Origin of the sequence: Calditerricola satsumensis (assembly GCF_014646935.1) — a bacterium.
Classification (GTDB): Bacteria; Bacillota; Bacilli; order Calditerricolales; family Calditerricolaceae; genus Calditerricola; species Calditerricola satsumensis.
In genome coordinates, this window is record NZ_BMOF01000042.1 from 1 (window position 1) to 21,229 (window position 21,229).

Below are 21,229 nucleotides of genomic sequence, written 5' to 3' on the forward strand. Positions count from 1 at the left end.
GTAAGATTTCGATGTGAGTGATCCAGTCTCCCTTCGGTTAGATTTTAGCTGAGCGATTGCGAGCGTTTCCTCGTTGGCCAGGTATTTTGCTATTGTAACCGAGGGAGGTGTGTGCGGGATGGTTTTCGGGGTCGTTGTGCGCGGATTGGCGTTGATCCTGTTGGCCGTGTGGCTGGGCGGCTGCGCGGCGGATGAGGCGTCGACGGCGGTGGTGGAACGCGTCATCGACGGCGACACGCTCGTGCTCGAAAGTGGGGAGACGGTTCGGCTGATCGGCGTGGACGCGCCGGAGATCGCCAAGGACGGACGGCCGGGACAGCCCTATAGCCAGCGGGCCAAGGCGTTTGTGCGCCGTCTCGCGGAGGGAAAGACGGTCCGCCTCGAGCGCGACGCCCAAGAGCGCGATCGGTACGGCCGGCTCCTCGCCTACGTCTATCTGCCCGACGGCTCGATGCTCAACGAGCGCCTTCTGGCCGAGGGGTACGCCCTGCAAATGACGATCCCGCCCAATGTGCGCTATGCGGAGCGCTTGCTGGCCGCCGAGCGGCGCGCGCGGGACGAAAAACGCGGCCTGTGGCAGACGCGCGAGATCGACAGGCCCTACGTGGACCGTCACGGTCGCGGGTTGATCAAAGGCAACGTCAACGCCAGAGGGGAGAAGGTGTACCATCTGCCTGGAAGCCGGTACTATGGCGAGGTGCGGGCGGAAGCGTGGTTCCGCACGGAGCGGGAGGCCTTGGATGCCGGTTTTCGTCCGGCGCGGACGGAGGAACGGTAACGGCGCGGGCGGCCGGCAAGGAATAGACAGCCGGGCAGCCGTTCAAACTGATGGGGGAAAAAACGGGATAAGGGAGGCTCCCGTTATGCTCGTACGGCAACGGCTGCTCGTGCTGTTCGCCTGTTTTTCCATCGGCACGCTGCTCGTGTTGTTCAACTTGACAAAGGGGACGGGCGAGCCGGCCGCCATCCCGACGCCGACGCTGGAGGTGACGGCCGAGATGCAGGGTCGGGACCTCATCCTGCAGCTGAAGACGGAGCATTTCCGGTTCAGTCAGGCGAAAATGGGGCAGGACAACGTGTACGGCGAAGGGCACGCCCATTTGTACGTCGACGGGAGGAAGGTGGCCAAGATTTTTGGTCATCGGTATGTGCTGCCCGATTTGCCGCCGGGCACCCATCGGATCAAAGTGGAGCTGGCCCATCACGACCACACCCCGTACGGCGTGGCGCAGACGCTGGACGTGACCGTGAAATAAGCGCCCGTCGCGCGCGTTTTGCGCCGCGCCAGAACCGGAAGCACCTGTCTTCCTGCTTTTCCTTTGCCCTGTGGTACAATGGAGGCGGGAGGTGGGCCCATGCCCTCCTTGGATATGGCGCATGTGATTCGGGAAGCGACCGAACTGGGCGAATTGATTCTCGCCTCCCGGGAAGCGAAGGAGTATGTGCGCTGGAAAGCGGCGCTGGCGCGCGATGCGCGGGCGCAGGAGCTTATCCGGCGCTTTCAGGAGAAAAAGCGGGAGTACGAAGACGTGATGCGCTACGGTCGTTACCACCCGGACTATGGGCGGGTGGTCGAGGAAACGCGTGCGCTGAAGCGCGAACTGGACAAGCTGGAGACGGTCTCCCGTTTTCGGGAGGCGGAAGCGCGCCTCGATGAGCTGTTCTACGCGGTGAGCAAGACCCTTGCCCATGCCGTGTCGCCCAGCATCAAGGTTCCCGGAAACAACCCCTTTGCCGGTTGGGGTTGCGGGTCTTGCGGTTGCGCCAGCGGATGCGCCTCCGGCGGGTGTTGCGCGACGTAGCCGGGGCTTTCGGTTCTGCACCTTGCTGTTTCCTCTCTTGTGTGGTATGATTTTACAGAGGGAACGGTGGGAGGGGCGGTATGTTTCCAAAACGTGTCGGTCTGGCGGTGTGGGTGCACCACACGCGGTTCGCGCCTCGATTGCGGAAATTTGGCAACATCCATTATGTTTCGCAGCGGATGAAATATGTCGTGCTGTACGTGGATGGGGAACGCGTCGACGAGATCGTGCGGCAGATCGAGCGCCTTCGCTTCGTGCGCAAGGTGGAGCGTTCCCATCGCCACGAGCTTCCGGTTGAATTTCCGACCAAGCGCACGCCGCTGGAGGCGTTCTCGGACATCCGCGGTGCCGAAAGGTAAAACCCGCCTAGCCCGTGACGGTTAGGCGGGTTTTTTGCGGCTGTTTGTGAATCGGTGATGCGACGCGTTGCCCGCTTTGCCGCGGGGGTTACTCCGTCGCGTCTTCGGCATGCAGCAGTTGGAGGTTGAGAATGCGCATGGCGTCTTGAAATTCGGGCCGTTCCAGGCATTCCACGAACGCGTCCCACGGAATGTGATCGTTTTTGTCGGTCAAGAGGAGCCCTTGTTCAATCCAACTGTGTACCGTCTCGACGGGAACGTTGAGCTGTCGCGCGGCTTCCCGGACCGTGATCACCTTTCGCATGGCTTTCGCCCCCTCTGCCGTTAGGTTCCGCTCCGGGCGTGGGGCTTATGTGCGGGAAAGCAAAGCGCGACGCCCTTCGGTTTACCAGAAGTTGTGCGGTTCGGGCAGGTACCGGCCGGAGCGCAGGAGGGCGATGAGGTGCATGTAGTATTGCTGGGGATCGGCGTAGGCCGTGGAAGGCTTGGTGCGCAGGACGATGATCGGCCTGTTCAACTCCTGCGCGCACGCCTCCATGGCGGCAATGCGCTGGTTGGTCTCTCCGGGTTTGACGCGAATGCCTTCCCGGCACAGGTACACGGGTTGAAAGGACGAAGGAGGGGCGGGGTCGAAGGCGGCGGCAAAGGACACGGCGATGTGATCGGCGATCTCGCTCTCGATGCGAAAGATGTGGCGCAGGCGGTGTCGGTTGGTGCGGATGAGCGTCATGAGCTCGTAGAGATCGGAGAAACCAGGGCCCAGTTCGATCACCTTTTGGATCATGCCGCTCCTCCTTTCCGCGCCTGCTCCCATGCTACCATGCCCGAACAGAAAAAACCAGCCGGCGTGTCGGCTGGTTTTTTCGCATCGTGGCTGGAGAGGCAGGATTCGAACCTGCGATCACGGAGTCAAAGTCCGTTGCCTTACCCCTTGGCTACTCTCCATCGACAGGCTTAGGGTGTCCCGTTCAGGCGGTGCGCATGCGTCGATGCCCGTGAAAGACATGTCGAAAAATTTTTTTCATGGTTCGGCAGGATTTTTCTATGCAAATCGCGAATGGGAATCGCTGCAATTCCTTTGACAAAGGGTGAGGGAATTGGACACGATTTCCCAATGGGAACGGTGGATTCGACAAGCCGTTCGACACCGGGCCAGCGATGTGCACTTGGAACCGGAAAACGATGGGTGGCGGCTGCGGCTGCGCATCGACGGGCTGCTGTTCCCCTATGAGCAGGTTTCCGAGGAGGCGGGCGTCGCCCTCGTGACGGCGCTGAAGGTGCGGGCCGGCATGGATATTGGCGAAAAGCGGCTGCCGCAGGATGGACGGTTCACGACCGTCGTCGACGGCGTCGCCGTGGACGTACGCGTCTCCACGCTGCCGACCCTCTATGGCGAAAAGGCCGTGCTCCGCCTGCTCGGCCGCCATGCGCAGCGTTTTGCGCTGGAGGATTTGGGCCTGACATCCGAGCAGCGCGCCACGGTGGAGCGGTGGCTGGAGCGGATGGAAGGGCTGGTCCTGGTGACAGGTCCCACCGGATCGGGGAAAACCACCACCCTCTACGCCATGGTGCGCCGTTTGGCCCGCCCGACCACAAACATCGTGACGCTGGAAGATCCCGTGGAATGCTGCCTGGCGGGCGTTAACCAGGTGCAGATCAATGAGCGCGCCGGGCTGACCTTTGCCGCCGGGCTTCGCGCCGTGCTGCGCCAGGATCCCGATGTCATTTTGGTCGGCGAGATTCGCGATGCGGAGACGGCGGCCACCGCGGTCCGCGCCGCCCTGACCGGCCATTTGATCCTCGCCACGGTGCACGCTGCCGATGCGCCCAGTGCCGCGACGCGTCTTGTTGACTTGGGCGTCGAGCCGCATTTGGTGGCCGCGACGCTGTCGGGCGTGATCGCCCAACGGCTGGTCCGCCGCCTCTGCTCTTGCCGGCGGAGCGAGCGGATGCCGGTGTCCTGCTCGCGATGCGGCGGTGTGGGGTCGATCGGGCGGACCGGCGTGTTTGAGCTGCTGGACGTGGACGAGGAGGTGGCAAACGCGATCCGTCAGCATCCGGAGCCAAGCGCGCTGCGCCACCTGATGCGCCGCAAAGGTTGGCCGACGTTGTCCGAAGCGCTGCGCCGCCGACCAACCGGGGAGGGGAGACGGAACAACGAGCCGTTGGGGGTGGGGGCGGATGAACGCGAGCTGGTCGGATAGGGACGTCGAGGAGACCTGCGAAGCGCTGTCGGAATTGTTGGGCATCGGCGTGCCGCTGCTTTCCGCATTGGCCACCGTTGCGCAGGGCCGGTCTCCGCGCCTTCGCGAAGCCCTGATGCGCGTGTCCGCCGATTTGCAGGCGGGCCGTTCGTTGGCGAGCGCGCTGGCCCGCGCGGGGATGCCGGAGACGGTGGTGGCCCTCATCCGCGTCGGCGAGGAGAGCGGCGAACTGCCGGGTGCGCTTCGCGTTGCCGCCGACTACGCCCGGGACCGCGTACGGCTGCGCCAGCGCCTGCGGCAACTGTTGGTCTACCCCTTTGTGGTGCTCCTCACGTTGACGGCGACGCTGACCTTTCTGCTCTTTGGCGTCCTTCCCCGCTTCGCCGAATTGTATGCCGCGATGGCCGTCTCGCTTCCCCTGGCCACCCGCACGGTGCTCTGGCTCGGCAAGGGCCTGGCGCAGGGGATGATGCTGGCGGCGGCGGGCGCCGCCCTCATGGGATGCGCCGCGTTCATCCTTCGCCGCGCCGCTCCCGCACGGCTTGAGACCCTGCGCGTACGCCTGGCCCGCCTGCTGTGGCGGGCGCCCGTCCTCGCGCGCCTCGCGCGAGATGAGCGGGCGCGCTTTGTGGCCTTTCATGTGGGCCGGCTGCTGGACAGCGGGGTTCCCTTGCGCCGGGCGCTGGAGGTTTGCGCATCCAGCGCCCCCTCCGAGATCTGGCGGAAGGAGGTGAACCGGCTGGCCGAGGCGGTAACCGCCGGCGCCTCCTTTGTTGACGCCTTGAAGGGTGGCGACTATCCGCCGCTTCTTCTGCAGGCCGCCTGGCATGGGGAGGCGACGGGACGGCTGGGCCGCTGCCTCTTGCGCGCGGCCGAGGCGCTGGATGCGGAACGGAAGCGGCGGATCCAGCGCGCTGTGCACCTGCTTGAACCGCTGCTCGTGCTGGGAACGGGGGCGCTTTTGTTGCTCGTCGTCCTGACGCTGTTTTTGCCGCTGTTCAACCTGATGGATCAGTTATGAGCGGAACGGGAGGGAATGCGCATGGCAAAGCGCGAACGCGGGTTTTCGCTGCTGGAAATGCTGGTCGTCCTCTTTGTGATCGGGGTTCTCTTGATGATCGCCCTGCCCAATTTCCGGGGCGCCGCCGAACGGTCGCAGGCGAAAGCGTGTTACGCCAACCAGCGCCTGCTTTTCGGCCAGCTCGAACAGTACCGTCTGGACAAGGGGACGTATCCGGAGAACCTGGATCTCCTCGTACAGGAGAAGTACCTGCAGCGCGTTCCCCGATGCCCCAAAGACAATGCGGCGTACACCGTCACGGTCAACGGAGAGGAGGTGACGGTGACGTGTCCCAATCACGGCGAGGCAAAGGAATCCTAGGAGCGGACGACCCATGATTCAGTCAGGCAACGAAAGGGGCGTCACTTTGCTGGAATGGGTGGTGGCCCTCGCCGTGCTGGGCATCGTGCTCAGCGTGGCCCTGCCGGCGGCGCAAGGGCCCCTGGCGGCGACGGAACGGCGGGCGTTTCTCCGTGCCGTGGTCGGCGATCTCCAGCGCGCGCAGAGCGAAGCCTTTGCCCGCGCAGAGGCGGTGACGGTCCACGTGGGCCCGACCGGCTATGCCGTGGCGCTGGCCAGCGGGATGCGGCTGCGCGAGCGGGCCGCGCCGCCGGGCATCCGCCTTGCGAGCAACTTTCCGAACGGCGTCCTTCGTTTTGGACCCGACGGGCGCATCCAGCAGGGCGGATCCATCTGGATCGAGGCCGACGGCACCCCCTACGCCCGCGTCATCCTGCAGGTGGTGAGCGGCCGTGTGCGCGCGGAGCTCCTGGCGCCGTGACGAAGGCGGGATGACGCTCACCGAATGCGCCGTCGCCATGGGGGTGGCCGTCACCCTGCTTCTCGTTTTGTTTTCCTTCTGGGAGGCGGTCCACGATGGACGGGCCAAACTCTTTTCCCGGCAGCACGCCTTGGCCGTTGCGGTTTCCTGTCTGGAGCAGGCCACCGAAGCCGGTTGCGGGGACCTGGTTCCCGGCGAGACCCGGATCGTCACCGTCGAAGGACACCGGCTTTTGTTGACGTTGCACCGCCAGCAGGCGGCCGAAGGGCTCTGGCGACTGGAGGTGACCGTGTCGTGGGACGCGCGCGGGACGCCGCAGGCGCTTACGCTTGTCCGCGACGTGGCGAGCGCGGGTTCACCTTGATGGAACTGCTTGTGGCCCTGGCGGTGACGGCCGTGCTGATCGGCATGCTCGTCCCCGTGGTGTGGGCGTGGCGCCAAGAGGAGGAACGCGCCGCGCAGGTTGCGGCGCTGGTCGCCGAAGCCAACGGCTTTTTTGCCTTTGCCGTTTCCGAACTGCGGCGGGCCCGCGCGGCGGTTCCGGCGGAAGAGCACCTGGACCTGTACACCCACGACGGGCAGCAAATCACCTACCGGCTGGACGCGGGGCGCATCGTGCGCACGGTAAACGGTCGCGGCTACACCATTCTCTGTCAATTCGTTGCCAATGTCCGCTTTGCGGAAGCGACCGGCGGCGTGCGCGTTACTCTGCAACTTTCGCGGGGAGGCATGCGGCATACCGAGACGCGCGTGTTGGGAGGGCCGTGGTATAATGACGCCAACGAAACGGCTCCGTAAAACCGTCCCGAACGCTGCCGAGAAGCGTCGGGAAGCGGGTGTTGCGCTGCTTGTCGTGCTCGCCTTGCTGGGCACGGCGGTTCTGGCCGCGGTGGCCACCCTGGACGGCGTGCTGACGGCGCTGCACACGCAGGCGAACGCAATTGGCGCGTGGCGGGCGCGGTATGCCGCCGAATCCGGCGTGGCGTACGTACAGGCGGCCGTGCGCACCTCGCCCGACGGGCTGGCGTTTCCGGTCACGCGCGCCGTGGGCGACGGGGAGGTGACCGTCTGGCGGATCGAGGAGGACGAGGCGACCCTCCGCGTACGGGCCGAGGCATGGGTTCCGCCCCATTTCCGCCATCGCGTCACGTGCCGGTTGCGCAAGGTGGACGGGGCCGTCTTGTCGTGGGAGGAGTGAGGACGTCCATGCGCAATGTCGTGCTCATCGGCATGACCGGAACCGGAAAGTCCACCGTGGGTCGACTGGTTGCCGAAGCCCTCGGCTGGCCCCATGTGGACACCGACGAGCGGATCGAGGCCGTGACCGGGCGCACCATCGCCGAGCTCTTTGCCGAACGGGGGGAAGCCGGGTTCCGCCAATGGGAACATGAGGTGCTGCGCGAGGTGCTGAAGGGGGAAGGCCAGGTGGTGTCCACGGGCGGGGGCGTCGTCCTGCGCCCGGACAATGTCGCGCTGCTTCGCGACGGTCAGTTTGTCGTGGCGCTTGCGGCCGAGCCCGAAACCCTCGTCCGCCGCTTGCAGGGGGATGCGTCCCGCCACCGTCCCCTGTTGGCCGGCGATGTGGAGGCGCAGATCCGCAAGCTGATCCGGGAGCGGCGCGGCCTGTACGATTTTGCCCACGTGCGCATCGCCACGGACAACCGCTTGCCGCAGGAGGTGGCGGCGGAGATCGTCCATCTGTATCGGGCCCGGACGAATGCGCAGGTGACGGGCGGATCATACTAGGCGTAGCGGTACGGATGGCAGGTGAACGTCGTGCAGGAGCTGATCAAGTTCCTCACCCAACGGTTTGTGCAATACCTCGAGATGCCGCGCGAGGAGCGGCGCAGGCGGCGTCAAGTGAAGGAACCCTGGACCGTTCGCTGGTTCGGCATGATTCCCTTGTCCCTGCGCATGTTGATTCGCCGCTGACGGCAGGCGGCGCGCGTGAAGGAGGTGTCGCGTTATGCCGCGAGTGGCTGTGGAAGAAACCCTCACCCACGTGGAACAGGCGTTGCGCGCAGGTGGGTTTGAGGTTGTTCCGTTGCGGGAGGACCTGCTGCAGCAGGTGGACGCCGTTGTCATTTCCGGCCAGGACGCCAATTTGATGGGCATGGCGGACCGGCAAACCGAAGCGTCGGTCATCAACGCCCACGGCTTGACGGCGGAAGAAGTGGTGCAAGCCGTGCGGGAGCGCATCCGACGCATGCACGAAAGCGGAACTGCGATGTGAAAAGGATAGGCGCAAACCAAAAGCCCCTGGAAAGCGTCCCAGGGGCTTTGCTGTTTGGTACCGGCGAGCGGAGACGGCGCGCCCGCCACCCCAACATAATGCGGGGGACGGCGGGGGAAAGTAAGGGATAGAAGCGTACCAGTTTGCCCTGCCGAGGAGCGACGGCCATGACCGAACACGTCCAGCGATTTGTCCACGATTGCCAACGGCTTGCCGAACGGTTGCGGGACATTGGCGCCCAATTGCATGTGCTTCCCCCGCTGCCCGCGGATGGGGAAGCCGCCGATGCGCAAGAGACGCTGACACGGGTGGCGGATCTGGTGACCCGCTGTCGGGAGCAAATGGATCGGGTATGCGCCACATTGGACCGTTTGCCCCGCGCCAAGCGCGAGGCGCTGCTTGAGCGCTTCCACCCCGTTTCCCTGCACCCGGCGGATGCGCGCCCACCCGAGGGATTCGCCCCGCGGGAGGCCCAGGTCCTCGACAGCGGGCTGAACGAGGTGGTGGAAAACTTGGGGCTGGCGGCCTCGCTGCTGCGCAACCTTGTCGATCCGCTCGATCGGCGTCGCGATCCCTATGCGGAACTGGCCGCCGAACTGGTCGACGCGGCGGATGAAGCCGGCGTGCTCGTTCACGAGCTGCACCACACGTGGCAGACAGGGTGGATACCGCTCCAAACGGAAGTGGAATACGACAACCGCGGCGAGCGAATGGGGCCCGGATGATCAAAAGCCGGTAAACCCGCCGTACAGGTCGATGAGCCAGATCGTGATGCGCGACAGCTGGTTGGTGTAGAGGAGGATGCCCATCACGACCATGACGGCGCCGCCCACCTTCATCAGCGGTTCGCTGATGCGCGCAAGCACGCGCAGCCGCCCGAGGAAAAAGGACATGATGAAGAACGGAACGGCGAACCCGGCGATGTAGGCCGTGATGAGCGGCACGCCTTTGGCGGGCTCGGCTGCCGACAGCGTCAAGATGGCGGTCAAGATCGGCCCGATGCAGGGCGTCCACCCGGCGGCGAAGGAGACGCCCACGAGGAAGGAGCCCGCGTAGCCGGTCGAACGCCTGGCGGGTTCCCAGCGTTTTTCCCGGTACAACCCTTTAAGCGGGAGCACGCCCAGCAGAAAGAGGCCCATCGCCACGATCAGAAGGCCGCCGAGTTGCCGAATCAGGTCCTGGTAGCGCGCAAACAAGCTCCCAAGCGCCGTTGCCGACAGGCCGAGGGCAAAGAAGATCACCGAAAAGCCGAGCATGAAAAAGAGCGTGTGCAGGAGGGCGCCACGGCGGAAAACCGCCAGGTCTTCGCGGATCTGCGCGCCGGAAATGCCGGTGATGTAGGACAGGTAGGACGGATAGAGCGGAAGGCAGCACGGGGAGAGAAACGACAAAAAGCCCGCGCCGAAGGCCAGGAACAGGGTCACGTCCGTTTGCAACCGGTTCACCTCCCGTCGTTTACTTCCATCATAGCACAGTTCGTTCACCTGCTTGGGGGCAGTTCCATGAAGGGGGATGATGGGGTGCGCACCCTGCTTTTGCTTGCGGTCAGCATCTTGCTGCTGGTGGGATGCAACGACAAGGCCCAACCCGAGAACACATCGACGAAGGGGCAGGGCCAGGCGACCGCCCAAACGGTGCCGCAGGAGCCGGCCTTTGACCGACGGGGCGCAGAACGGGCCGAGGCAATCGCCAAACGCGTGCGGGGCGTCGACCAGGCGGTGGCCGTCGTGATGGACCGGCAAATCAGCATCGCGGCAAAGGTCTCGGGGTTTCAGCGCTTCCGCCTCAAGGCCATCCGCCGCGACGTCCACCATCGGCTCAAGGCGTCGTTTCCCGGCCATGAGATCCACGTGACGACGGACAAGAAGCTGTTTTGGGAGCTGGAAAAGCTGAAGGCGAAAGTCGACCGCGGGGCGGTGAGCTTTCGCCAAGTCAAGCAGCAGGTGGAAAAGATCAACAAGGATATGAAGGGGTAGGAACGTTGCCGTTGGCGACACAAAACGGGGTGGCGTGGTGCCACCCCGTTGTCAACATGGTTAGGCGGAGGGGTGCATAGGAAAAAGGGGGAGAACCGATTGTCAGGCGTCGATGCCTGCGCTATTGTTTTGGTAACGAGGGAAAAGGAGGGAACCCCCGTGATTTTGACCACGACGCCCAGCGTGGAAGGCAAACGGATTGTGGAGTACCTTGGTGTTGTAACAGGCGAAACCATTATGGGCGCGAATGTGGTGCGGGACATTTTGGCCAGCATAACCGACTTCATCGGTGGTCGTAGCGGTGCTTACGAAAGCAAGTTGGCAGAAGGGCGACAGCTGGCTTTGAACGAGATGGCTGAACGGGCCCGCCAACTCGGAGCTGACGCCGTGGTGGGCATTGATCTCGATTTTGAGACGATGCGCGACGGGATGATGATCGTCGTGGCCACGGGTACAGCCGTCAAACTGGCCGATTGACGGCAGCGGGATCGGCAGGGAGTCGCATGGTGTGAGAACGACGGAAAAGGCTGTCTGTCAGCGCGAAACCCCCTCCGGCTTGTCCGGCAGGGGGTTTTGTCTGGCGGGTTTGGCACGGATTGGCCTCCCGGGCAGCGGTTAGCTCATCCGGCTGGTCAGAAAAAAGTGGCGCAGGGCGTCGGGGAGCATCGTTTGCCAAAAGCCCCACACATGCTTGCCCGCGGCTTCGCGATAGGTGACGGACGCGCCTTTTTGGCGGAGAAGGTCCCGCGCCTGGCGGTTGATGGCCACAAAATCGACCGGTCCGATGTGCGTTTCCACCGCCGTTTCCTCCGTGCCGACGCACATGAAGATGTCGTAGCCGGAGAGGTCGCCGGATGCGGCGATGCGGTCTTGGAGCTGCGGATAGAAGGCACCGGAGAGGGACAGCACGCGGCGAAACAGGGTCGGATGCTCGAGTGCCAGCTGGAGGGAGACGCTGGCCCCGAGGGAGTCGCCGGCCAAGACGCGCGCCTGCGGCTGGCGGCGCGCGGGGTAGTGGGCCTCCACAAAGGGAACGAGCGTATCCACAAAAAAGCGCGTGTAGGCCGGGTTCAGGTCGCCGGTGAGGGCGTACTCGGCCGTGCGTCGCTGGATGTCGACGGTGACGCCGACGATGAGGATGGGCGCCAGCCCCTCATCGAGGATCAGCTTGTTGGCGATCGTGGCGATGCGCCCGAGGTTGAAGAATTCGCGTCCGTCTTGGCAGTAGACCACCGGGTACGTTTGCCGTTCGTCGTAGCCCGGCGGCAGGTAGACCAGGAATTCCCGCGCGTGGTCCAGGTGCGGGCTGGCCACGTTGTGGCGATGGATGGTGCGTTTCAGGTACGGGTTGGTCACGAAGGGATCACCTCGTCAGGATTCGGTCGCGGGGGCCGGCCGTCCTTCTGCTTTGCCCGGCTTGTCCGCATCGCCCTCTGTTTCGCCGGAAAAGACGTCCCGAAAGTGGTGGACGACGCGGGCCTTCACGTCCGCCATCGGCACCCGTTTCCCCAGCAGCTTTTCCATGGACGTCACGCCATACTCGCGGATGCCGCAGGGAATAATGAGGTTGAAATACCGCAAATCGGTGTTGACGTTCAGGGCAAACCCGTGACTGGTAATGATGCACCCTTTGTGGCGACGGGCGCGGGTGAACTTCACTCCGATGGCGGCCACTTTCTCGTCGCCGACCCACACGCCGGTGTACGGCGCTTTGCGCCCGGCGGCGATGCCGAAATCGGCCAGGGCGCGGATGAGCACCTCCTCCAGGTCGCGCAGGTAGCGGCGCGGGTCGGCGCGCTGGCCGCACAAAAGAAGCAGCGGATAGCCGACGAGCTGCTCGGGCCCGTGGTAGGTGATGTCCCCGCCGCGGTCGATCTCGTAGACGCGGATCCCGCGCTTGGCCAGTTCGTCTTGCGAGGCCAGCAGGTGGTCATAGGTGCCGCCGCGGCCGAGGGTGTAGGTGTGCGGGTGTTCCAAGAGCGCGAGCACGTTGGGCGAGCGTCCCTCGTCCAGCTCGACGATCAGGCGTTTCTGGCGGTCCCACGCGTCCTCGTAATCCATCAATCCCCAGTCTTCCACGTGAAGGGGCGACATGGCCATCACCTCGGTGAAACAGATCATGTCCCGTTTTTGATACAGGGCGCTATTGAAATGGCTTACACCGCCTTTTATAATAGTGGAGAGCGCTAAGAAAATAAATGCTGTTTCCGAAGGCGGGCGGAGATCGGTGTTATACCATAACAGCTCAAAAGTATTGTATAACACAGATTGAATCTCCATTCAGGGGTGAAGGCGATGAGCATGGCGACGAAAGAGCGTCCCGAGTTTGACACGGTGCAGATCCTGGCGCCGGATGGCACGGTGGTCAACCCCGACCTGATGCCGGACTTGTCCGACGACCAGCTCCGCGAGCTGATGCGCCGGATGGTGTTCACGCGCATCTGGGACCAGCGGGCCATCAGCCTGAACCGCCAGGGCCGCCTCGGGTTCTACGCGCCGGTGGCCGGCCAGGAAGCGTCGATGATCGGCAGCGAGTTTGCCCTCAACAAGGACGACTTCATCCTGCCGAGCTACCGCGACATCCCGCAGATGGTGTGGCACGGCCTCCCGCTGTACCAAGCGTTCCTCTATTCCCGCGGCCACATTCACGGGGGGCAGATTCCGGAAGACGTCCACGTGCTGATGCCGCAGATCATCATCGCGGCGCAGTGCACGCAGACCGTGGGCGTGGCCATGGCTTTCAAGCTTCGCGGAGAAAAGCGCGTGGCCATCTGCTACTTCGGCGACGGGGCCACCTCGCAGGGTGACTTCTATGAAGGGATGAACTTTGCGGGCGTGTACCGCGTTCCGGCCATCTTCTTCTGTCAGAACAACCGCTACGCCATTTCGGTGCCCCTGCATAAGCAGACGGCGACGCCGACGCTGGCGCAGAAGGCGGTTGCCGCCGGCATCCGCGGCGTGCGCGTCGACGGGATGGACGTGCTGGCCGTCTACCGGGTGACCAAGGAGGCCGCCGAACGGGCCCGCAACGGCGAAGGGGCGACGCTCATCGAGGCGCTCACCTACCGCTACGGCCCGCACACGATGGCCGGCGACGACCCGACGCGCTACCGCACGAACGAAGAGTTTAGCGAGTGGGAGCAGAAGGACCCGCTCATCCGCTTCCGCCGCTTCCTCGAAGCGAAGGGGCTGTGGAGCGAGGAGGACGAAAACCGCGTGATCGAGGAGGCCAAACAGGCGGTGGCCGACGCGATCAAGAAGGCCGACGAGTGGATGCCGAAGCAGAAGGTGACCGACCTGATCGACGCGATGTACGAGACGCTGCCGCCGCACCTGGAAGAGCAGAAGGCGGAGTTTGCGGCACGGGAGGGGCGATAAGGGATGGCGCAACTGACGATGATCCAGGCGATTACCGACGCGCTGCGCCTCGAGCTGGAGCGCGACCCGTCGGTGCTGGTCTTTGGCGAGGACGTCGGGGTCAACGGCGGGGTGTTCCGCGCCACAGAAGGATTGCAGAAGCAATTTGGCGAAGAGCGTGTCTTTGATACGCCGCTGGCCGAGTCGGCCATTGCCGGGCTGGCCGTTGGGTTGGCCGTGCAGGGCTTCCGTCCGGTGGCGGAGATCCAGTTCTTCGGCTTTGTGTTTGAGTGTTTTGATGCCATCGCCTCGCAGGCGGCGCGGATGCGCTACCGTTCCGGCGGGCGGTACCAGGCGCCCATCGTGTTCCGGTCCCCCTTCGGCGGCGGCGTGAAGACGCCGGAGCTGCACGCCGACAGCCTCGAGGGGCTCTTCCTGCAAACGCCCGGGGTGAAGGTGGTCATCCCGTCCAACCCGTACGACGCCAAGGGACTCCTCATTTCGGCCATCCGTGACAACGACCCGGTCATCTTCCTCGAGCACATGAAGCTGTACCGCTCCTTCCGCCAGGAGGTGCCGGAGGAGGCCTACACGATTCCGATTGGCAAGGCCAGCGTCGTGCGCGAGGGGACCGACGTGACGGTGATTGCCTACGGCGCGATGGTGCACACGGCCCTCAAGGCGGCCGAGGAAGTCGAGAAGGCGCGCGGGGCGAAGGTGGAAGTGATCGACCTGCGCACGATCAACCCGCTGGACGAGGAGACGATCATCCGCTCAGTGGAGAAGACGGGCCGCGCCGTCGTCGTGCAGGAGGCCCAGAAACAGGCTGGCGTGGCCGCCGAGGTGATCGCGCGGATCAACGAGAAGGCGCTCTTGTCCCTCGAAGCGCCGGTGGTGCGCGTCACGGCGCCGGACACGGTGTATCCGTTTGCGGCCATTGAGGACGCGTGGTTGCCCGACCCGGCCCGCGTGGTGGAAGGCATCAACAAGGTGCTGGACTTTTAAAATGGGACAGGACTTTCATGGCGATGGGAGGGAGTCCGCTTGGCCGAGTTCCAGTTTAAGCTGCCGGACATCGGGGAAGGGATTCACGAAGGCGAGATCGTCAAGTGGCACGTCAAGGAAGGCGACACCGTCGAGGAAGACCAGGTCATCCTCGAGGTGCAGAACGACAAGGCCGTCGTCGAGATTCCCAGCCCGGTGACGGGCAAGGTGAAGGAGATCAAGGTGCCGGAGGGTACGGTGGCCGTCGTCGGCGACGTCCTCGTCGTGTTCGAGACGGAAGGCGCCGCGCCGGAAGCGGCGGACGCCGGCCAAGAGGCGCCAAAGGCGGACGCGGCCGGTGGAGCGGGCTGCGACATCGGCCAGCAGGTGGCCCAGGCGGTAGCCCAAACGGAAGCGGCGCCGGCTCCCGCGGCGGAAGCGGGCGGGCGCAAGCGCGTGCTGGCCACGCCGGCGGTGCGCAAGTTTGCCCGTGAAAAGGGCGTTGACATCCGTCTGGTTCCGGGCACCGGTCCGGGCGGCCGCGTGACGAAGGAGGACATCCTGCGCTACCTCGAGGGCGGGGCCCAAGCGGCTCAAGCCGAACCGGCAGCTCCTGCAGCAAAACCGCAGGTTGCGGCCGAGGCGCCGGTCGAACATGCGCCCGGTGCCCAACCGGCTCCGTCCGTTCAGCCCGCTGCGGCGGCCGCCCCGGGCGAGCGTGTCGAGGAGCGCGTGCCGCTGAAGGGCATCCGCAAGGTGATCGCCGAGGCCATGGTCAAGTCGATGTACACCGCTCCGCACGTGACGGTGATGGACGAGGTGGAGGTGTCCAAACTCGTCGCGCTGCGGGAGCGGGCCAAGGCCATCGGCGAAGAGAAGGGCATCAAGCTGACGTACATGCCGTTCATCATCAAGGCGGCCGTGGCCGCCCTCAAGCAGTTCCCGGCGCTGAACGCCTCCATCGACGACGAGAAGCAGGAAATCGTCTACAAGAAGTACTACGACATCGGCATTGCCACCGACACCGACCGCGGGCTCGTCGTGCCGGTCATCCGCGATGCCGACCGGAAGAACATCTGGACGCTGGCCCAGGAACTGCGTGACCTGGCCACGCGGGCGCGCGAAGGAAAGCTGGCCCCGCATGAGCTGAAGGGGAGCACGTTTACGATCACGAACATCGGCTTCGCCGGCGGCATGTACTTCACCCCGATCATCAACCATCCGGAGGTGGCCATCCTCGGCACGGGCCGCATCACCGAAAAGCCGGTGGTGAAGAACGGCGAGATCGTGGCCGCGCCGGTGATGACCCTGTGTCTCAGCTTTGACCATCGCCTGATCGACGGCGCGCTGGCCCAGCGCTTTGTCAACACCCTCAAGCAGCTCCTGAACGATCCGGAGCTGCTCCTTCTGGAGGTGTGATCATGGTCGTCGGAGAATTCACCCTGGAAGCGGACGTTCTCGTCATCGGTGGCGGGCCGGGCGGGTACGTGGCGGCCATCCGCGCGGCCCAGCTCGGCAAAAGCGTCACCCTGGTGGAGCGGGACAAGCTGGGCGGCGTCTGCCTCAACGTCGGCTGCATCCCCTCGAAGGCGCTCATCTCCGCGGCGAGCACCTACGAGCGCGTCAAGCGCGGGAGTGACATGGGCATCGTCGCCGACAACGTGCGCCTCGACTTTGCCAAGGTGCAGGCGTGGAAGCAGAGCGTGGTGGACAAGCTGACCGGCGGCGTGGCCAGCCTGCTGAAAGGGAACAAGGTCCAGGTGATCAAAGGGGAAGCCCTCTTCGTCAACGAGCGCGAGGTGCGCGTCATCAACGGCTACGAGGCCAACCGCTACCGCTTCAACCACTGCATCATCGCCACCGGGTCGCGCCCGGTGGAGCTGAAGGCCCTGCCCTTCGGCAAGCGCGTCCTGTCGTCGACGGAGGCGCTGTCTCTCGAGGAGGTGCCGAAGCGCCTCGTCGTCATCGGCGGCGGGTACATCGGCGTCGAGCTCGGCACGGCCTACGCCAAGTTCGGGTCCCAGGTGACGATCGTCGAAGGCCTCGATTCGATCCTGTCGGCCTTTGACAAGGAGCTGGTCCGCTACGTCGAGCGGAAGCTGAAGAAGCTCGGCGTCAAGGTGCTGACGAAGGCCCTGGCCAAGGGCGTCGAAGAGAAGGAGGACGGCGTCGTCGTCACCGTCGAGGTCGGCGGCAAGGAGCAGAAGCTGGAGGCCGACTACGTCCTCGTCACCGTCGGGCGCCGTCCGAACACCGACGAGCTGGGCCTCGAGGCCATCGGCATTGCCGTCGACGAGCGCGGCTTGATCCCGGTTGACCGGCAGGGCCGCACGAAGGTGCCGCACATCTTCGCCATCGGCGATGTTGTGGCCGGCCCGGCCCTGGCCCACAAGGCCTCCTACGAAGGGAAGGTAGCGGCCGAGGCGATCGCCGGCCTGCCCAGCGAAGTCGATTACACGGCGATCCCGTCGGTGGTCTTCTCCGATCCGGAAATTGCCGCCGTGGGCCTCACCGAGGCCGAAGCCAAGGAACAGGGCTACGAGGTGGCCGTGGGCAAGTTTCCCTTCGCGGCGAACGGCCGCGCCCTGTCGCTCCTCGAGGCCGAAGGGTTCGTCAAGGTGGTCGCCGACAAGGAGACGGGCACGGTGCTCGGGGTGCAGATCGTCGGCCCCGAGGCGTCGGACCTCATCGCCGAGGCGGCGCTAGCGGTCGAGATGGGGGCGACGCTGGAGGACATCGCCCTCACCATCCACGCCCATCCGACCCTCGGCGAGACGATGATGGAAGCGGCCGAGGTGGCCCTGGGCCACGGCATCCACGTGCTGACGAAGTGACGCGCAGCCACAAGCCGGTCTTGCTGATGCGGCAAGGCTGGCTTGCGTATTTTTGATGGCTGTGGTTTCATTTCACGGTTAAATGGAATGAATATTCAAATAGTTAACCGGTGTTCTTTCGCTTCTTTTCACTTTTTCGTGGCTGCCCCCTTGTTTTCGTGCAAAGCGGCGATTTTCGAAAAAAATCGTTGGTAAAAGGAATAAGCGTGTGGTAAAATCCCAGACAGGACAAGGATTCTTGGCTCCTGAGGCACTCGGGTTGCATTCGTGTGACTCGCTTCAAGAGGATTGAAAGTTGCAACGGCGATGCGTATCGCAGTTGGGTGGCCGTTGCATTCGTGTGACTCGCTTCAAGAGGATTGAAAGACGCGGTTCCGGTGGAAGCCGTCGACGACGATGTACGTTGCATTCGTGTGACTCGCTTCAAGAGGATTGAAAGAAGGGTAGAAGGTTATGGGGTATATTGTCTGTGACGTTGCATTCGTGTGACTCGCTTCAAGAGGATTGAAAGACGCCTGCCCTGCCTCAAGACATCAAAAAAATTGCGTTGCATTCGTGTGACTCGCTTCAAGAGGATTGAAAGCGATCATGCGCTTGCCGAAATCGGCCCCAAAGTCCCACGTTGCATTCGTGTGACTCGCTTCAAGAGCATTCCTGTAATGAAACATGCGGGGGTTTGAGCAAATGAAAACCTCCTGATATCGTGGTGGTGTCAGAAGAAGCACCCGCCACCACGAAAATCAGGAGGTAGTACCCCTATGATAGCACAAAATCGCAAGCTTGCCACCATTAACGATTCCACGCTCATCGTAGCCGTTGATATCGCGTCCCAGAAACACGTGGCACGTGCGATTAACTGGCGTGGGCACATCCTTGGCGAACCGTTGATCTTTGACAACCGACTTGAGGGGTTTGAGGTGTTCTTACAGTGGATCCGTCAGCTGCAGGCGAAACACGGGCTTGTGGACGAAAATGAGAAAATAGTGCATTTTAAAAAATTTTAGTTTATTTTTTACAAATTTGTGACAGTAAAAGCAAAAGAATTTGTCGAAAAAGTTGGTAGAAAGCGCTTTCATTTAGGAGGGATTCTGATGTCCGATCAAAAACAGCGCCGAAGAGTGTTGATGGCCAGTCTTGTCGGGAACTCCATTGAATGGTTCGACTACTTTTTGTACAGCACGGCTGCTGGTCTTGTGTTTAACCAACTGTTCTTTCCCAAAAGCATGGATCCGCTTGTTGCGCTTATGGCGTCATATCTCACCCTCGCGCTCACCTTTGTCTTTCGACCGTTAGGTGGCATTCTCTTTGCTCACATTGGGGATCGCATTGGCCGAAAGAAAACGCTTGTCATGACACTCATGCTGATGGGCTGTTCAACCGTTTTGATCGGACTCCTTCCCACGTACGAACAAATCGGTATTTGGGCACCCATCCTGCTCATCATCCTCCGCATCATTCAGGGATTTGGCATTGGCGGTGAATGGGGCGGCGCGCTGCTCATTGCCGTTGAACATGCCGAAGGAAAACGCCGTGCCTTTTTCGGAAGTGTTCCCCAAATGGGAATTCCCATCGGTCTGCTCCTGGGTACATTCTCCTTGTCCGTCATGAGCATGGTGACGACAGAAGAGCAATTTCTAAGCTGGGGATGGCGTGTACCGTTTATCCTCAGCATTGTCCTGGTGCTTCTTGGCCTCTGGCTCCGCAAGGGCATTGATGAAAGTCCGATCTTTAAAGAAGCCCAGGAACAAGGAAAAGTGGTACGCATTCCGATTCTGGAAACCCTTTGCAATTATTGGAAAGAGACGCTCATCTCTGTTGGCTTAAAAGTTGTAGAAACCGCTCCGTTCTACATCTTTGGAACATTTGTTGTAAGTTATGCAACCCTGCAAGGCTATAGCAAAAGCACAGCACTCAATGCCGTTGCCATTGCCTCGCTGGTGACAGCCATTTTGATTCCTTATATGGGGATTCTAGGAGATCGAATCGGCCGAAAACCGCTTTATATCGCTGGAACAATCGGAATTATCCTTTTTGCTTTCCCGTATTTCTGGATGATTCACGGAAAATCGGATCTACTTCTGATATTGGCCACAATCATTGGTTTAGGGATCTTGTGGACACCGGTTACGGCGGTTCTCGGAACGCTCTATTCCGAAATCTTTAGCACACAAGTTCGGTATACGGGCGCGACGCTGGGTTACCAAATTGGTGCTGCAGTAGCTGGTGGAACCGCTCCTTTCATCGCCACAGCGCTTTTAGGAACATTTAACAGCTGGATTCCCATTGCCATTTATCTGGTTTTGACCTCCCTCATTTCGCTTCTTTCCATCGTTTCCGTCCGTGAAACCAAAGATAGCTCTTTGAATTAAAAAACGGGGGTTTTCCCCCGTTTCAGACTGCAGACAAACTCCCTCGGTGCCAACGCAGCCGAGGGAGTTTTCTTGTCGTCTGAGAACAAAAAGGATACCGAAATGAAGGGCATGGCGCCCTGTTTTTCCTAACCTCCATAACCAATTTGCTAGTTTCTTCAAATTCATACAAGCAAAAACAAGCATCGCCTGCATTGTCACTTTTTCCAACCCACGCAACGTGGTCCAACGCAAGCCATGCTTCTCCTTGAGATCCGCAAACACACGCTCAATCGTTTCCTTTCGGCGTGCATATAGGCGTTTATTCACTTCTGTATGGCGCAGGTGCTCCACTTCCTCCATGTAATGGGCCCAGATATGGCGGCTTATGCGCTTAACCGCGTCATGGCTTTCTGGGCACTGGGAGCGGAACGGACAAGAGCGACATGTGGTGGCATCGGAACGGTAGATTCGGTAACCCTCACGGGTCGTGGTTTCGTAGGTAAGGACTTGTCCGGCAGGACAAAGATAGCAATCGTAGTACTCATCGTACACGTAATCCTGCTTTCGATACCTTCCGTCTTTTGTGTGGGGACGGGTATACGGCATGACCGGACGGACCTGTTGGTCCAAGAGGTACTTGCTGATATAGGGCGTTTTATACCCCGCATCCACCGCGACAGCGCTGGGTTTTCCGACGTGCTTGACGGCTTGCTCGAACACATCCGGGAAGACCTGACTGTCATGAACATTGGCGGCCGTGACGACGGCACTGACGACAAAGCCGTTTTGGTCGCTGGCTGCATGGAAGGAGTAAGCGAACGTCTGTTCCTTTTCGTTTTTGACAAACCAGCCGCTGTCCGGATCGGTGGTGCTTTTTTTCACCTCCTTCCAGACGGCTTTAGACTTTTTTGGCAACGGCTTTTTCCCGTGCGATACGCGGTCTTGGTTGATTTCCTCTTCCAGAAGTTCTTGATATTTCTTTCCTTCTTCCTGAACGAGCCGCTTGATGAATTTTCTCTTGTTGGCATTGGCTTTGACATGGGTGGAATCAATATACAGCACGGAAGGGTCGACCAGCCCGTGATGGCAGGCTTCTTCGAGAATGCGCGTGAAGATCCTTTCAAACAGGTCGGTACCCTTGAATCGGCGGACATAGTTTTTTCCAAACGTCGTGAAATGGGGAATGGGCTGGGTGAGATCGTATCCCAAAAACCACCGGTAGGCGAGATTGGTTTCGATTTCCTTGATGGTTTGACGCATGGAACGGATGCCGAACAGATACTGGATG

At 62.2% G+C, this 21,229-nt stretch carries 28 protein-coding genes, 1 tRNA gene and 1 pseudogene; 23 read left to right on the plus strand and 7 right to left on the minus strand.

Features of this window, described 5'->3' with window-relative positions:
- The first annotated feature begins 118 nt into the window (after positions 1-118).
- The 4 genes from IEX61_RS09355 to IEX61_RS09370 all read left to right on the plus strand — a co-directional run bounded on the left by IEX61_RS09355 (position 119) and on the right by IEX61_RS09370 (position 2,161).
- A complete protein-coding gene (locus tag IEX61_RS09355; protein WP_054672151.1) occupies positions 119-778 on the plus strand; it encodes a thermonuclease family protein in 660 nt (219 codons plus the stop codon).
- Positions 779-863: 85 nt separating this feature from the next.
- The gene (locus IEX61_RS09360) at positions 864-1,256 is read left to right on the plus strand and encodes a hypothetical protein (RefSeq protein WP_188817752.1); all 393 of its coding nucleotides are present in this window, start codon (positions 864-866) and stop codon (positions 1,254-1,256) included.
- A 99-nt stretch (positions 1,257-1,355) separates the two neighbouring features.
- Positions 1,356-1,802, plus strand: a complete 447-nt coding sequence (locus tag IEX61_RS09365; protein WP_172673568.1) for a YlbF/YmcA family competence regulator — start codon at positions 1,356-1,358, stop codon at positions 1,800-1,802.
- Positions 1,803-1,882: 80 nt separating this feature from the next.
- Positions 1,883-2,161 carry a YlbG family protein gene (locus IEX61_RS09370; protein ID WP_054672157.1) on the plus strand — a complete coding sequence of 93 codons (279 nt, stop codon included), beginning with the start codon at positions 1,883-1,885 and terminating at the stop codon, positions 2,159-2,161.
- 88 nt (positions 2,162-2,249) lie between these two features.
- Here the strand turns inward: IEX61_RS09370 and IEX61_RS09375 are convergent, their stop codons facing one another.
- The 3 genes from IEX61_RS09375 to IEX61_RS09385 form a co-directional block, all read right to left on the minus strand.
- Positions 2,250-2,465: a MerR family transcriptional regulator gene (locus tag IEX61_RS09375; RefSeq protein WP_054672159.1), complete on the minus strand. Its 216-nt coding sequence runs from the start codon at positions 2,463-2,465 to the stop codon at positions 2,250-2,252.
- A gap of 81 nt (positions 2,466-2,546) precedes the next feature.
- Positions 2,547-2,945: a DUF7147 family protein gene (locus IEX61_RS09380; RefSeq protein WP_054672162.1), complete on the minus strand. Its 399-nt coding sequence runs from the start codon at positions 2,943-2,945 to the stop codon at positions 2,547-2,549.
- 87 nt (positions 2,946-3,032) lie between these two features.
- Positions 3,033-3,106 (minus strand) — tRNA-Gln (locus IEX61_RS09385).
- Positions 3,107-3,249: 143 nt separating this feature from the next.
- Between IEX61_RS09385 and IEX61_RS09390 the strand changes: the two genes are divergently transcribed.
- From IEX61_RS09390 to IEX61_RS09435, 11 genes are all read left to right on the plus strand, one after another.
- The gene (locus IEX61_RS09390) at positions 3,250-4,365 is read left to right on the plus strand and encodes a GspE/PulE family protein (protein ID WP_229725816.1); all 1,116 of its coding nucleotides are present in this window, start codon (positions 3,250-3,252) and stop codon (positions 4,363-4,365) included.
- Positions 4,343-5,386, plus strand: a complete 1,044-nt coding sequence (locus IEX61_RS09395) for a type II secretion system F family protein (RefSeq protein WP_188817756.1) — start codon at positions 4,343-4,345, stop codon at positions 5,384-5,386. Before IEX61_RS09390 ends, IEX61_RS09395 begins: the two co-directional genes overlap by 23 nt.
- Before the next feature lie 21 nt (positions 5,387-5,407).
- Positions 5,408-5,746, plus strand: a complete 339-nt coding sequence (locus IEX61_RS09400; RefSeq protein ID WP_172673675.1) for a competence type IV pilus major pilin ComGC — start codon at positions 5,408-5,410, stop codon at positions 5,744-5,746.
- Between the two features lie 13 nt (positions 5,747-5,759).
- Entirely contained in the window at positions 5,760-6,206 is a 447-nt protein-coding gene (locus IEX61_RS09405; RefSeq protein ID WP_188817758.1) for a GspH/FimT family pseudopilin, read from the plus strand.
- A gap of 10 nt (positions 6,207-6,216) precedes the next feature.
- The gene (locus IEX61_RS12510) at positions 6,217-6,570 is read left to right on the plus strand and encodes a hypothetical protein (protein ID WP_229725817.1); all 354 of its coding nucleotides are present in this window, start codon (positions 6,217-6,219) and stop codon (positions 6,568-6,570) included.
- The gene (locus IEX61_RS12515) at positions 6,570-7,004 is read left to right on the plus strand and encodes a ComGF family competence protein (RefSeq protein WP_229725818.1); all 435 of its coding nucleotides are present in this window, start codon (positions 6,570-6,572) and stop codon (positions 7,002-7,004) included. The genes IEX61_RS12510 and IEX61_RS12515 overlap by 1 nt, the downstream gene beginning before the upstream one ends.
- Entirely contained in the window at positions 6,979-7,404 is a 426-nt protein-coding gene (locus IEX61_RS09415) for a hypothetical protein (protein WP_188817762.1), read from the plus strand. The genes IEX61_RS12515 and IEX61_RS09415 overlap by 26 nt, the downstream gene beginning before the upstream one ends.
- 8 nt (positions 7,405-7,412) lie before the next feature.
- Positions 7,413-7,952 carry a shikimate kinase gene (locus IEX61_RS09420; protein ID WP_054670593.1) on the plus strand — a complete coding sequence of 180 codons (540 nt, stop codon included), beginning with the start codon at positions 7,413-7,415 and terminating at the stop codon, positions 7,950-7,952.
- Positions 7,953-7,973: 21 nt separating this feature from the next.
- Entirely contained in the window at positions 7,974-8,138 is a 165-nt protein-coding gene (locus tag IEX61_RS09425) for a YqzE family protein (protein ID WP_083462929.1), read from the plus strand.
- Positions 8,139-8,172: 34 nt separating this feature from the next.
- Positions 8,173-8,439, plus strand: coding sequence for a YkuS family protein (locus IEX61_RS09430; RefSeq protein ID WP_054670596.1), 267 nt, complete (start codon positions 8,173-8,175; stop codon positions 8,437-8,439).
- 167 nt (positions 8,440-8,606) lie between these two features.
- Complete coding sequence (locus tag IEX61_RS09435; protein WP_054670598.1) at positions 8,607-9,164, plus strand: hypothetical protein; 558 nt, start codon at positions 8,607-8,609, stop codon at positions 9,162-9,164.
- On the opposite strand, the gene IEX61_RS09440 is transcribed toward IEX61_RS09435, so the two are convergent.
- Positions 9,165-9,875, minus strand: coding sequence for a cytochrome c biogenesis CcdA family protein (locus IEX61_RS09440; RefSeq protein WP_054670612.1), 711 nt, complete (start codon positions 9,873-9,875; stop codon positions 9,165-9,167).
- Between the two features lie 66 nt (positions 9,876-9,941).
- Between IEX61_RS09440 and IEX61_RS12520 the strand changes: the two genes are divergently transcribed.
- Complete coding sequence (locus IEX61_RS12520; RefSeq protein WP_373288440.1) at positions 9,942-10,415, plus strand: YhcN/YlaJ family sporulation lipoprotein; 474 nt, start codon at positions 9,942-9,944, stop codon at positions 10,413-10,415.
- 159 nt (positions 10,416-10,574) lie between these two features.
- On the plus strand, positions 10,575-10,892 hold the full coding sequence (locus IEX61_RS09445; protein ID WP_188817764.1) for a YbjQ family protein: 318 nt from the start codon (positions 10,575-10,577) through the stop codon (positions 10,890-10,892).
- Positions 10,893-11,030: 138 nt separating this feature from the next.
- Here the strand turns inward: IEX61_RS09445 and IEX61_RS09450 are convergent, their stop codons facing one another.
- Both IEX61_RS09450 and lipB read right to left on the minus strand, forming a co-directional pair.
- A complete protein-coding gene (locus IEX61_RS09450; RefSeq protein ID WP_054670603.1) occupies positions 11,031-11,771 on the minus strand; it encodes an alpha/beta hydrolase in 741 nt (246 codons plus the stop codon).
- A 15-nt stretch (positions 11,772-11,786) separates the two neighbouring features.
- On the minus strand, positions 11,787-12,536 hold the full coding sequence (gene lipB, locus IEX61_RS09455) for a lipoyl(octanoyl) transferase LipB (RefSeq protein ID WP_229725820.1): 750 nt from the start codon (positions 12,534-12,536) through the stop codon (positions 11,787-11,789).
- A gap of 174 nt (positions 12,537-12,710) precedes the next feature.
- Between lipB and pdhA the strand changes: the two genes are divergently transcribed.
- From pdhA to IEX61_RS09485, 6 genes are all read left to right on the plus strand, one after another.
- Positions 12,711-13,793 (plus strand): pyruvate dehydrogenase (acetyl-transferring) E1 component subunit alpha, encoded by a 1,083-nt coding sequence (pdhA, locus tag IEX61_RS09460; protein WP_054670606.1) that lies wholly within the window; start codon positions 12,711-12,713, stop codon positions 13,791-13,793.
- Between the two features lie 3 nt (positions 13,794-13,796).
- Positions 13,797-14,777 carry an alpha-ketoacid dehydrogenase subunit beta gene (locus IEX61_RS09465; protein WP_054670609.1) on the plus strand — a complete coding sequence of 327 codons (981 nt, stop codon included), beginning with the start codon at positions 13,797-13,799 and terminating at the stop codon, positions 14,775-14,777.
- 39 nt (positions 14,778-14,816) lie between these two features.
- Complete coding sequence (locus IEX61_RS09470) at positions 14,817-16,175, plus strand: dihydrolipoamide acetyltransferase family protein (protein WP_188817766.1); 1,359 nt, start codon at positions 14,817-14,819, stop codon at positions 16,173-16,175.
- A gap of 2 nt (positions 16,176-16,177) precedes the next feature.
- A complete protein-coding gene (gene lpdA, locus IEX61_RS09475; RefSeq protein WP_054670858.1) occupies positions 16,178-17,590 on the plus strand; it encodes a dihydrolipoyl dehydrogenase in 1,413 nt (470 codons plus the stop codon).
- A 758-nt stretch (positions 17,591-18,348) separates the two neighbouring features.
- The gene (locus IEX61_RS09480; protein WP_188817768.1) at positions 18,349-18,594 is read left to right on the plus strand and encodes a hypothetical protein; all 246 of its coding nucleotides are present in this window, start codon (positions 18,349-18,351) and stop codon (positions 18,592-18,594) included.
- 87 nt (positions 18,595-18,681) lie between these two features.
- A complete protein-coding gene (locus tag IEX61_RS09485; RefSeq protein WP_054670855.1) occupies positions 18,682-19,959 on the plus strand; it encodes an MFS transporter in 1,278 nt (425 codons plus the stop codon).
- A gap of 129 nt (positions 19,960-20,088) precedes the next feature.
- Here the strand turns inward: IEX61_RS09485 and IEX61_RS09490 are convergent.
- Positions 20,089-21,229, minus strand: a pseudogene (locus tag IEX61_RS09490) (IS1182 family transposase); the annotation flags it as partial.